The organism is Photorhabdus kleinii (genome assembly GCF_025384885.1).
GTDB classification, from domain to species: domain Bacteria; phylum Pseudomonadota; class Gammaproteobacteria; order Enterobacterales; family Enterobacteriaceae; genus Photorhabdus; species Photorhabdus kayaii.
The window spans coordinates 1-12,627 of sequence record NZ_JAJAFY010000007.1 but is presented as its reverse complement, the minus strand read 5'-3'; the positions used below and the strand labels follow the sequence as shown (position 1 = coordinate 12,627).

The 12,627-nt window shown below is 42.9% G+C and carries 10 protein-coding genes; 3 read left to right on the top strand and 7 right to left on the bottom strand.

The window, feature by feature from the left end; genetic code table 11:
• Positions 1 to 103: 103 nt before the first annotated feature.
• A complete protein-coding gene (rraB, locus tag LG003_RS06070; RefSeq protein ID WP_011148570.1) occupies positions 104 to 511 on the top strand; it encodes a ribonuclease E inhibitor RraB in 408 nt (135 codons plus the stop codon).
• An 834-nt stretch (positions 512 to 1,345) separates the two neighbouring features.
• Here rraB and LG003_RS06065 read toward each other — a convergent pair.
• The 7 genes from LG003_RS06065 to pepA all read right to left on the bottom strand — a co-directional run bounded on the left by LG003_RS06065 (position 1,346) and on the right by pepA (position 10,080).
• The gene (locus LG003_RS06065) at positions 1,346 to 2,119 is read right to left on the bottom strand and encodes an amino acid ABC transporter substrate-binding protein (protein ID WP_112877221.1); all 774 of its coding nucleotides are present in this window, start codon (positions 2,117 to 2,119) and stop codon (positions 1,346 to 1,348) included.
• 87 nt (positions 2,120 to 2,206) lie between these two features.
• A complete protein-coding gene (locus LG003_RS06060) occupies positions 2,207 to 2,971 on the bottom strand; it encodes an amino acid ABC transporter ATP-binding protein (RefSeq protein ID WP_112877222.1) in 765 nt (254 codons plus the stop codon).
• On the bottom strand, positions 2,949 to 3,650 hold the full coding sequence (locus tag LG003_RS06055) for an amino acid ABC transporter permease (protein ID WP_112877223.1): 702 nt from the start codon (positions 3,648 to 3,650) through the stop codon (positions 2,949 to 2,951). Before LG003_RS06055 ends, LG003_RS06060 begins: the two co-directional genes overlap by 23 nt.
• A gap of 271 nt (positions 3,651 to 3,921) precedes the next feature.
• Positions 3,922 to 4,695: an amino acid ABC transporter substrate-binding protein gene (locus LG003_RS06050; RefSeq protein WP_112877224.1), complete on the bottom strand. Its 774-nt coding sequence runs from the start codon at positions 4,693 to 4,695 to the stop codon at positions 3,922 to 3,924.
• 437 nt (positions 4,696 to 5,132) lie between these two features.
• Positions 5,133 to 8,030, bottom strand: a complete 2,898-nt coding sequence (locus LG003_RS06045) for a valine--tRNA ligase (RefSeq protein ID WP_112877225.1) — start codon at positions 8,028 to 8,030, stop codon at positions 5,133 to 5,135.
• Positions 8,031 to 8,043: 13 nt separating this feature from the next.
• Positions 8,044 to 8,493, bottom strand: coding sequence for a DNA polymerase III subunit chi (locus LG003_RS06040; RefSeq protein ID WP_011148563.1), 450 nt, complete (start codon positions 8,491 to 8,493; stop codon positions 8,044 to 8,046).
• Positions 8,494 to 8,559: 66 nt separating this feature from the next.
• Positions 8,560 to 10,080, bottom strand: a complete 1,521-nt coding sequence (gene pepA, locus LG003_RS06035; RefSeq protein WP_112877226.1) for a leucyl aminopeptidase — start codon at positions 10,078 to 10,080, stop codon at positions 8,560 to 8,562.
• A 286-nt stretch (positions 10,081 to 10,366) separates the two neighbouring features.
• On the opposite strand from pepA, the gene lptF reads away from it, so the two are divergent.
• Both lptF and lptG read left to right on the top strand, forming a co-directional pair.
• A complete protein-coding gene (lptF, locus tag LG003_RS06030) occupies positions 10,367 to 11,467 on the top strand; it encodes an LPS export ABC transporter permease LptF (protein ID WP_011148561.1) in 1,101 nt (366 codons plus the stop codon).
• Positions 11,467 to 12,543 carry an LPS export ABC transporter permease LptG gene (gene lptG, locus LG003_RS06025; RefSeq protein ID WP_262980380.1) on the top strand — a complete coding sequence of 359 codons (1,077 nt, stop codon included), beginning with the start codon at positions 11,467 to 11,469 and terminating at the stop codon, positions 12,541 to 12,543. The genes lptF and lptG overlap by 1 nt, the downstream gene beginning before the upstream one ends.
• The last annotated feature ends 84 nt before the right edge of the window (positions 12,544 to 12,627 follow it).

Sequence of the window (12,627 nt, the reverse complement as noted above, 5' to 3'; positions counted from 1 at the left end):
ATTTCAACTCCGTATTAGATTTCTTTGATGTAAACAGTGGTTAGCCCGCCTGTGGTGTGGGAGAATGAGTATTGGGACGGCCAACTGCTTGAGGATATTAGGTATGGCAAATCAAAGAGACTTAGAAGAACAACGCGAAGAAACGCGGCTTATTATTGAAGAATTACTGGAAGATGGTAGTGATCCAGATGCACTTTATGCCATTGAGCATCACTTTTCTGCTGAGGATTTTAGTCTGTTGGAAAAGGCTGCGGTTGAAGCCTTTAAACTGGGTTATGAAGTGACTGATGCGGAAGAATTGGAAGTCGAAGATGGTACTATTCTGATGTGTTGTGATGTTATCAGTGAGTGTGGATTGAATGCAGAACTGATTGATGCCCAGGTTGAACAGTTAGTGAATCTGGCTGAAAAAATTGGCATTAATTATGACGGTTGGGGCACTTACTTCGAAGATCCTGATGAGCAAGATGAAGATGATTTGCCGGAGCAGGGTGAGAGTAGACTTCATTAGTATAATTAGTATGTTAAGAATCCTGTGTTAGCTCTGGTCGTGACTGATGCATGTGATTCAAAACAAAATAGTCCTTATCTGCTTTGGCGAATAAGGACTATTGCATTTTAACCGACTATCTTATCAAACCATGTTCCCTGACTTTTGAAAGAATAGTTCCTCTCCTAATTTGGTTTGCCTCGGTGTAATTATGACATTGGAAAAATATTATTCTTTTGTATATTCTCCTTATTTGATAGTAAATAAGGTTGTTTTACTATTATGATTCCGTTCTGACAGCAGGATAATGGTGATTTCTATTACCCTAAATTTTCTTACATAAAATAAATTTTAGATAATCATTTTTATCATTTATAGTCCAGATGCTGGTAAATGGGGTAAAAAGTATTAATTTAATCGGAAATGGATATGATTGATTATTAGGATGTATTCATATAATTAACATGGTTTTTACTCTATATTATCAACTTAATATAAAGGTCTTATATATTGATCTTAATTATGTCAATAAAATAATGTTAATTTAGAGAAGGTATTTAAAATGGCTAATGTAAGTAATATTAGGGAAATTATTAATATACCCAAAAGAAAATCTATGTTGTGGTAGGTGATATTTGGGTACCGTGGATTGGGCGTCAGGATGAAAGCAAAAAGGCTATACCCTATGGATTTCAAGATGCATCGCGACGGCAAGGGAGTGAATCCCCGGGAGCATAGGTAACGATGTGACTGGGGTGAGCGAGTGCAGCCAACAAAGAGGCAACTTGAAAGATAACGGGTATATACAAATTATTAAGAGAAAACCACCTCTAGCAAGCAGAGGTGGTTATTTTCTTATTTGGAAACATCAGTACCGAAATATTGAGTGGAAATGCGTAAATAGGTGCCATCGGCTTTGATATCGGCTAGTGCCTTATCGATAGCGGCTTGTAATTCTGGCTCGCCTTTACGAATTAGCACACCGACTGGATCGCCATTGGGTTCGGACGCGACAACTTTTACCGGTGCATTGGGTTTGTGTTTCCTAAAATCGAGATAGGACAGATTATCGTTGATAGTGGCATCGGCTCTGCCCGTAGCAACCAAATCGATTGCCTGATTAAATCCTTCGGTAGGGACGATTTCCGCACCGAAATGTTTTGCTAACTGGGCGTAATTACTGGTTAAGCTATGGCTTGAGGTTTTACCTTTCAGATCGCTGAACGTTTTTATACTGTCATTATTTTGCCGGGTGATAAGTACGGCTTTAGATATGATATACGGGTTGGAAAAGTCATATTTCTTTTTGCGTTCTGGTGTGATAGCGACCTGATTGAGTACCGCGTCATAGCGTTTGGCATCAAGCCCGGCAATAAGCCCATCCCACTTGCCTTCGGTAAACTGGGCTTTGACATTCAGACGTCGTGCGATTTCGCGGCCAATATCAATATCAAATCCAGTTAAGGCTCCGGAAGCATCGTGATAAGTAAATGGTGGATAGGTTCCTTCGGTAGCGATTTTGAATACGCCTGCTGATTTAATGTTATCAAGGCCAGATTCTGCATTAGCAGAATATGCAATACCGAATTGAATGACACCCGCTAATAATGCGGTAAGCAACATTTTCATTTTCTTTCTCCAAACTGTTAAGAAATCTATTTGATGGTAATGAACTGATTCTCAGATCAATTACGGCAAGGTTATTTTAACGGTGGGTTATATCTCCCAATCCGGTAAAGTATTGGTTAAGGTTGAAACAAATTCCACAGTACGTTGTTTAAGGGCGCGAGTGAAAATCGTTTTCGACGTTCCCGATTCGACGATTTCCCCGGATTCTAAAAATATGACGTCGTGGGCAAGATTTGCTGCCAAACGCAGATCATGGGTAGCCATTAACATTGTAGTTCCCTCTTTGGCCAACTGCTTTAATACGGCAACAACTTCCTGTGATAATTCAGGATCAAGTGCGGAAGTTGGCTCGTCGCATAATAACACTTTGGGTGAAGGTGCCAGTGCTCTGGCAATCGCTACGCGCTGTTGCTGACCACCGGATAGTGTGGTTGGAAAGACATCGGCCTTGTGTGACATGTCAACCTTTTCCAGTAGTTCAAGTGCTCGTTGTTTGGCCTGTTCACGTGACCATTTCTGAACCCAGATTAACCCTTCCATGATGTTTTCAATGACGGTGAGGTGAGGGAAAAGCTGAAAGTTTTGAAACACCATGCCGGTTTGTTGGCGGATCCGTTGTATATCCTTGTGAGTAATCCGCCCTTTGCCGGTGAAGGTCATGCTTTCATTGCCGATTTGGAGCTTTCCGGCCTGGGGAGTTTCTAATAAGTTGATGCAGCGTAATAGCGTGCTTTTGCCACTTCCGGACGGGCCAATCAGTGCGGTCAGGCTGCCTTCCTCAATGGTAAGATCGATTTTTTTCAGGACTTTTTGCCCGTCAAAACTTTTTTCAATGCCGGAGAGTTGAATCATCTTTTAATTCCTGTGTGTCACTCTTTTGCGAAAACTTCTTTTCCAGACGGGCTTGTAGTGATGACAATACTGAACTGATTATCAGATAAAGTATTGCTGCCTCAGTATAAAGAATGAGAGGTTGATAAGTCACCGCTGCAATGCGTTGTGCAGCAAGGAAAAGCTCCGGTACGGTAATGACTGAGGCTAGTGAAGTATCTTTCACCAGTGAAATAAATGTGTTTGAGAGTGGTGGGATAGCGATTCTTGCGGCTTGAGGTAGAATGATCCGACGCAATGATTGTGTCCAGCTCATGCCGATAGAATAAGCCGCTTCCCACTGCCCTTTTGGTACAGACAATAAAGTGGCGCGAATTATCTCAGAGGTATAGGCGCCAATATTTAACGTGAAACCAATCACTGCCGAGGTAAATGCGCCTAACGTAATGCCAATGCTAGGTAAGGCATAAAAAATCAGAAACAGTTGTACCAGCAACGGTGTGCCGCGGATCAGCCATACATAGAATTTGGCGACAGCAATAAGTGGTTTCGGCCCATAAAGCCGGATGAGCGCAACAATAAAACCCAGTATGATACCGAGAGTAAAGGTAATAAGAGTTAGTGGAATAGTGAAAGTAAAGCCCGCATAAAGCATAGGCCAAAAAGAATCGAGTACTAGATTAAACCAGGAGGGCTCCATATATTTTCCCTATTGTGTGTAATATAACGATATATTTATATGTGATTTTTTTAAATATCATATTGCAAGCTGTCAATTTATATATATAAAATAAAGTTATATCATATGGTTATTTTGGATATATAAAAAAATTATATAAATTAATATATATAATATTTGGCTAAAATATTTTCTGATTACTCAATTCAACACGGTTGATGATAAAGTTCCCTGGTTAGAGTTTGTATTCAACTTTTAGGGAACTGTCTATCTGAATAAGATAATCTTTCACTTATTTGGGAAGATTATCGCCAAAATATTGAGCCCAGATACGCTGGTAAGTGCCATCGGTTTTGATGTCAGTTATTGCTTTATCAATAGCAACTTTTAGTTCTGACTCGCCCTTGCGGAGCAAAACCGCTGTTTGATCTGCATTGGGGGTTGCTGCAACAATTTTTACTGGTGCGTTTGGCTTATGCTTCTTATAGTCCAGATAAGATAGGCTATCATTAATAGTGGCATCGGCTCTGCCGGTACTAACCAGTTCGATTTCTTGACTAAATCCATTAGTGCCGATAATTTCTGCGCCATTATCTCTGGCTATTTGAGCAAAGTTGTTGGTTAGAGTATGTGCTGAGGTTTTGCCTTTTAAATCGCTGAATTTTTTTATGTTATTATTATCTTTATTAATGATAAGTACCGCTTGCGATGTGATATAGGGGATGGAGAAGTCATATTTTTTCTTGCGCTCAGGTGTAATTGCAATTTGATTAATTACTGCATCAGAACGTCCGGCATCCAGCCCGGCAATAAGTCCGTCCCATTTTCCTTCAATAAATGTTGGTTTGACATTCAATCGGTGTGCAATTTCACGGCCAATGTCGACATCGAAGCCAGTTAAAGTACCCGAAGCATCGCGATAAGTGAATGGTGGATAAGCGCCTTCCGTTGCTATTCTGAGTGTGCCGGTGGATTTAATCTTATCAAGGGTTGTTTCTGCATTAGCTGAATATACGAGACTGAATTGGATAGTGCTTGCCAATAATAGGGTAAGGATTGTTTTCATTTTGTTTCTCCGGGTTGTTATAAATTAGTGAATTAATTTATTACTACCTTAATAATTCCCGCTGAAATAAATTATTTATAACAATAAATAATTGAGTATTTAATTGAACTAGAATTGCATTATTGGTTTCCTTTTTACTTGTAATAATGTATTTATATGATTTTACTCTCTGTATAATATGCTAAATATAATGATTTATATATAAAATAAAATTATATCATATTGTCATTTAAGATATGTAAATTTAAAAATGAATAAAATAAATATTAACTTATGTTAAGGAGATAGGTGTTGTTATTTTCAATATTTTTGATGATGTTTATATAGAATGAGTTGAATTTATATTTTATTATTAATTTTATCGTTTACTATTTAAATTAAAAAGCCACTGCAATTCATTGTCAGTGGCTTTGGTGAGAATTTACTTTTTGAAAATATTACAACGCGGCAATTGTTTCTTTCTGAGCCAGCAGCTTCTCTTTGGATGTATTGCAGCTTGCCAGACGTTCACGCTCTTTGGCTACAACGGCTTCGGGCGCACGGCTAACGAAGCCTTCATTTGACAGCTTACTTTCAATGGCGCCAATCTCTTTATCCAGCTTCTCAATCTCTTTATTTAAGCGGCTTAGTTCAGCTTCTTTATCGACTAAGCCAGCCATTGGGATTAATACTTCTGCACCATTAATCAATTTAGTGACAGAAATCGGTGCTTCTTCATCCGTAGACAGAAGAGTCACAGAAGATAAGCGGCCCATTGCCTGAATAAAATTCAGATTTTCTGCTACACGGCGTTGTGCGCCAGCATCGGCATTACGCAGCAGAACTTCCAGTGGCTTACCCGGTGCGATATTCATTTCAGCACGGATATTACGTACTGCAATAATCGCTTCCTTAATCCATTCCAGATCGGTCAGTGCCAGTTCATCAGTTTTTTCTTGAGCAAATTCTGGGAACGGTTGCAGCATAATGGTATCTGCCTCAATTCCCTTCACCATTTTCACTCGCTGCCAGATGGTTTCGGTGATAAATGGAATAATCGGGTGAGCCAGGCGCAATAATCCTTCCAGAACTTCAATCAGCGTATGACGGGCACCACGAACTTCCGCTTCTGAACCTTTGTTAATTGCCGGTTTAGAGAGCTCCAGATACCAGTCGCAGAACTGGTTCCAAGTGAATTCATAAAGAATATTGGCCGCTATATCGAAACGATAGGTATCCAGTGCTTCACGGTAGGCTTTTACTGTCTGGTTAAATTCAGCCAGAATCCAACGATCAGCCAACGATAGCGCCATTTCGCCGCCATGTTGGCCGCAATCCTGGCCTTCTGTATTCATCAGAACAAAGCGGCTGGCGTTCCATAATTTGTTGCAGAAATTACGGTAACCTTGCAGGCGTTTCATATCCCAGTTGATATCACGACCTGTTGAGGCCAGCGCTGCTAACGTAAAGCGCAGGGCATCGGTACCATGCGCTTCAATACCAGCCGGGAACTGTTTTTCGGTACGTTTGCGGATTTTTTCAGCCAACTGGGGCTGCATCATATTGCCGGTGCGTTTTTCCAGCAGTTCTTCCAGAGAAATACCGTCAACCATGTCCAGTGGGTCAATAACATTTCCTTTGGATTTGGACATTTTCTGACCTTCGTCATCCCGTATAAGACCGGTCATGTAAACAGTCTTAAAGGGAACCTGAGGTTTGCCATTTTCATCTTTGATGAAATGCATGGTCATCATGATCATACGGGCAATCCAGAAAAAGATGATATCAAAGCCACTCACCAACACATCGGTTGGGTGGAAAGTTTTCAGCGCGTCAGTTTGTTCTGGCCAACCAAGGGTAGAGAAAGTCCATAAACCGGAAGAGAACCAGGTATCCAGTACATCTTCATCTTGGTTTAAAGAGATATCTGTGCCCAGATTATTTTCACGACGCACTTCTTCTTCACTGCGGCCAACATAGACATTACCGTTGGCGTCATACCATGCCGGGATGCGGTGGCCCCACCATAATTGGCGAGAGATACACCAATCCTGAATATCGCGCATCCAGGAGTAATACATATTTTCATATTGCTTAGGTACAAACTGGATATCACCATTTTCAACGGCTTCGATAGCCACTTTCGCCAGAGGCGCAGTACGGACATACCATTGATCAGTCAGCATGGGTTCAATAACCACACCGCCGCGATCGCCATATGGAACGGTTAGATCATGAGCTTTAATTTCAACCAGCAGGCCCAGTCTTTCGAACTCTGCCACGATAGCTTTACGGGCAGCAAAACGCTCTATGCCTTGATATTCAGCCGGAATATCAGAGCCGTAAATATCAGAAATCTCACCATGAGTATCGAAAACTTCTGCTTTATAGCGGATGTTGCCATCAAGAGTCATGATATTGATCATCGGCAGGGCATGGCGCTTACCGACTTCATAGTCATTGAAGTCATGGGCAGGTGTAATTTTTACGCAACCGGTACCTTTTTCCATATCCGCATGTTCATCACCGATAATAGGAATGCGGCGGTTAATCAATGGCAGAATAATTTCTTTGCCGATTAAATCCTTATAGCGCGGATCTTCTGGGTTAACTGCTACGCCGGTATCGCCTAACATAGTTTCAGGCCGGGTAGTTGCAACGATCAGGTAATCTTTCCCTTCTGCGGTTGTGACACCATCGGCCAGTGGATAACGTAGATGCCACATAGAACCCTTAACTTCACGGTTCTCAACTTCCAGATCGGAAATTGCAGTGTGCAATTTCGGGTCCCAGTTAACCAAACGTTTACCGCGATAAATGAGATTTTCTTGATACAAACGGACAAAGGCTTCTTTTACGGCGTTGGATAGACCTTCATCCATAGTGAAACGCTCGCGCTCCCAGTCAACGGAGTTGCCCAGACGACGCATCTGATTGGTAATCGTGCCGCCGGATTCTGCTTTCCACTGCCAAATCTTATCGATAAATGCATCACGGCCATAATCGTGACGGGTTTTGCCTTCTTCTGTTGCGATCTTGCGCTCAACCACCATTTGAGTAGCAATACCTGCGTGGTCAGTACCGGACTGCCATAAAGTATTTTTACCCTGCATTCGTTGATAACGGATCATGGTATCCATAATGGTTTGCTGAAACGCATGACCCATATGCAGGCTGCCGGTCACGTTTGGTGGCGGGATAACAATACAGAAACTCTCACGGCGGGTATCGCCGTTAGGCTTGAAGTAACCACTTTTCTCCCAATGGTTATAAAGAGGCTGCTCAATTTCTTTAGGATTGTATGTTTTATCGAGAGATGGCTCGGCTTGCGTTTGAATTGCGGGTGTTTTTTCCATTTTATCTTGATACTTAGTATGTTGGCGGCGTTGCCATGGTCAAATTAAAGCCGACGCTGCGATATGATTTATATCGTTCACGCGCCAACTGTTTCAAATTTTCATCTATAGGAACGAAGTCTATCACTTCATGGAAAGCGGTGGCAAAGTCTGCAAATTGTGGCAACAGATTTATTAGGATATCACGGGGAGCGTTTCCCCGTTTTTGCGGCCAACATAACTCAACTGGTGCGCCATATCTTGGCCCTTCACCCGCCAGATTATGTGGGACGAACTGATGAGGCTCCCGTTGCCATAAGGCTTCATCTAACTTTTCTGCCTGTTGCTGATTTTCACAGGCAATTAGCACCCGTTTTCCTGCTCGCCATTGGTCAGCCGCAAATTGGCATGCCAGCCATTCGTGAGCTTGCAAATCTGCTTGAGGTGATGGCTGTTCCAGTAAATAAAACGTGGCACTTTTCATAATGTCTCTGTTACGGAGAAAGGGCATTGTCAAATGCCCTTTTGATAAACTAAGAGAGGAATCAAATCAATCGTCGTTATTGATACCGGTACTTCCTGCCCGATTTAACAGGAATTGTGACAGTAGTGCAACCGGGCGACCTGTTGCACCTTTTGCTTTACCTGAACGCCAGGCCGTACCCGCGATATCCAGATGTGCCCAGTGATATTTTGTTGCGAAGCGGGACAGGAAACAGGCGGCGGTAATCGCACCACCCGCACTGCCACCGGTATTCGCCAGATCGGCAAAGTTAGAATCGATTTGTTCGAGAAACTCGTCAGTCATTGGTAGGCGCCATGCGCGATCACCGGATTGTTCTGAAGCATTGAGTAACTCATGGGCCAGGGGATTATGGTTGGATAGCAATCCACTGTAATGATTACCAAGAGCTGTTATGCAAGCACCGGTCAGTGTAGCGATATCAATGACCAATTCTGGATCAAAACGTTCAACGTAAGTTAACGCATCGCACAGAACCAGACGGCCTTCGGCATCGGTATTGAGCACTTCGACAGTCTGGCCAGATAGGGTGGTTAAAATATCTCCAGGCCGGTAAGCGCGCCCTCCTGGCATATTCTCACAGCCTGCTATGACACCGATGACATTGAGCGGTAATTGTAGCTCAGAAACCACACGCATCACGCCATAAACTGTTGCAGCCCCACACATATCGTATTTCATCTCATCCATGCCACCCGCAGATTTGATTGAAATACCGCCGGAGTCAAAAGTCAGCCCCTTGCCAACCAAGATGATGGGTTTGGCATTTTTATCAGGACTGCCTTTATATTCCATGACTGACATCAGAGATTCATTCTGAGAACCTTGACCAACCGCCAGATAGGCATTCATGCCTAGCTCTTTCATCTGCTCTTCACCAATCACTTTTGTTGTAATATGGCTATTGGCAGAATCTGCGAGCTGGCGTGCCTGAGAAGCCAGATAAGCTGCATTACAGATATTGGGAGGCATATTACCAAGATCTTTGGCCGCTTTGATACCGGCAGCAATGGCAAGGCCGTGCTGGATTGCACGTTCACCGCTGGTTAGCTCCCGACGGGTCGGAACATTGAAAACCATTTTACGCAGTGGGCGGCGCAACTCATTTTTATTACTTTTTAGCTGGTTGAAAACATAGAGAGATTCTTTTGCTGTTTCTACCGCTTGGCGCACTTTCCAATAATTATTGCGGCCTTTAACATGCAATTCTGTTAAGAAGCAAACAGCTTCCATTGACCCCGTTTCATTGAGGGTATTGATAGTTTTCTGAATAATCTGTTTATACTGGCGTTCATCCAATTCGCGCTCTTTACCACAGCCGATAAGCAGAATACGTTCAGATAACACGTTGGGAACATGATGCAGCAACAGTGATTGACCAACTTTGCCTTCTAGTTCACCGCGGCGCAGTAATGCACTGATGTAACCGTCACTTATTTTATCAAGTTGTTCAGCGATAGAGGAAAGGCGGCGAGGTTCGAAAACGCCGACAATGATACATGCACTACGTTGTTTTTCCGGGCTACCGCTTTTTACACTAAACTCCATGCGTTCTCCTGAATCTTAAAGACAAAGATGGATGCTATCGCTAAAATATAGCGCTTCGCATTAATCTACCCCATAGAAAATTAACTATTTATGTTAAGCTAAACGCACTATTTGTTATTATTTAGCTAACTATATAAGTATGTTCTGACTGGGAACCTGAATATGGAATGCTTCGATATCATTTTAGCAGTGAGGAAGCCAAACTGATGCACATAATAAATGGTATATATACAATGAAGTTAGCGATTTTCCTGCAAAAAGACAAGTTTTCACAGGCGTAATAAGCGTGATCATCATTAGATATCTGGTACGGGAAACCCTGAAAAGCCAAGTTGCGATACTCTTTATCCTTTTACTGATCTTTTTCTGTCAGAGATTAGTTGAAATTTTGGGTGCCGCAGTGGAAGGAAACGTCCCGGCAAATTTAGTTTTATCCTTGTTAGGATTAGGTGTGCCTGAAATGGCACAGTTGATTTTGCCCCTGAGTCTGTTTCTTGGGGTGTTGATGACTTTCAGTAAACTCTATACTGAAAGTGAAATTACTGTTATGCATGCGTGTGGTTTGGGCAAGCGTGTGCTGGTGGTTTCGGCGCTTATTCTGGCGTTGTTAACTTCCGCGTTAGCGGCAGTGAATGTCATTTGGGTCATGCCGTGGTCCTCGAAATATCAAGAACAGGTGGTGGCTGATGCTAAAGCTAACCCAAGTTTAGCAGCGATCATGGAAGGGAGGTTCAAACCTTCCGAGGATGGTAATCTGGTGCTCTATATTGGCAACGTGCACGGCAATAAATTTGAAAACGTATTCCTTGCCCAACTTCGCCCCGTTGATAACCAGCGTCCTTCTGTGGTGATCTCTAATGGCGGGCATATGGTGGAGCGACCTGATGGCAAACAGGTGGTCGTCCTTAATCATGGTACGCGTTACGAAGGCACTGCAATGCTGCGTGATTTTAGGATCACTGAGTTCCGTGATTATCAAGCGATTATCGGGCATCAGACTTCAATCGTAGATAATAATAAAGTTGAACAGAAGTCTATTATCCAGTTATGGCAGGATAATGATAAGGACTCCCGCGCTGAGTTCCATTGGCGTTTGACTTTGGTGCTCTCGGTACTGATTATGGCTATGATGGTTGTACCGTTAAGTGTGGTGAACCCACGTCAAGGGCGAGTGTTAAGCATGTTGCCCGCAATGTTGCTTTATCTAATTTTCTTCTTATTGCAAAGCTCTCTGCGTTCTAACGGTAGTAAAGGCAAATTGGACCCGATGATTTGGATGTGGCTGACTAATGGGACTTATTTGATGTTGGCGCTGGTTCTCAATATTTGGGATACGTTGCCGGTGCGTAGGATCCGGGCTCGTTTCAACGGCAGAGGAGTAGCCTGATGTTTGGTGTATTGGATCGTTATATCGGTCGGACTATTCTACAGACTATTCTGATGACGCTGTTTATGCTGGTATCACTCTCCGGTATTATTAAGTTTGTTGAGCAGTTAAGAAAAGTGGGGCAGGGGGAATATACTACTATTTCTGCTGGTCTTTATGTTTTGTTAAGTGTGCCGAAAGATATTCAGATATTCTTCCCGATGGCAGCTTTGCTTGGCGCCTTACTGGGGCTTGGTACGCTGGCAACCCGTAGTGAGTTGGTGGTTATGCAAGCTTCTGGATTTACCCGTATGCAGATTGCTGGCTCAGTAATGAAAACGGCTATTCCGTTGGTGATCCTGACTATGGTTATCGGAGAGTGGGGCGCGCCACAAGGTGAGCAAATGGCGCGTAATTACCGGGCTCAGAAGATGCTTGGTAGTTCTCTGGTTTCAACAAATAAAGGTATGTGGACGATAGATGGGGCCGATTTTATCTACATCCAGCGGATTGTGAGTGATACGGAGATTAAAGGCGTCAATATCTATCATTTTAGTGATGATAAAAAACTACTCTCTGTAAAGTATGCAGCCAGTGCGGTTTATGATAAGGATAACGACTTGTGGAAGCTTTCTCAGGTGGAAGAATCTGATCTGACAGACAGCAAAAAAATCACCGGATCACAACGTATTTCTGCTGACTGGAAAATTCTCCTAACGCCAGAACAGTTGAATGTGGTAGCACTTGAGCCTGAAGCGCTTTCCATCAGTGGCTTATATCAGTACATCAAGTACCTTAAGCAGAGTGAACAGGAATCAGGTCGTTATCAACTGAATATGTGGAAAAAAATATTTGCGCCGCTTTCAGTTGCAGTGATGATGTTAATGGCACTCTCTTTTATCTTCGGACCACTGCGCAGTGTGCCGATGGGAGTAAGGATGGTAACAGGGATCAGCTTTGGCTTCCTATTTTATGTACTTAATGAGATCTTTGGTCCACTGAGCTTGGTGTACAGCGTGCCAGCGGTTTTGGCGGCACTGTTACCAAGCCTATTGTTCCTTACTGTGAGTATTTATTTACTCCTTAAGAGACAGTAGTTTTTAGAAATCGAGGAACTATACCCAATGGATTTCAAGATGCATCGCGACGGCAAGGGAGTGAATCCCCGGGAGCATAGGTAA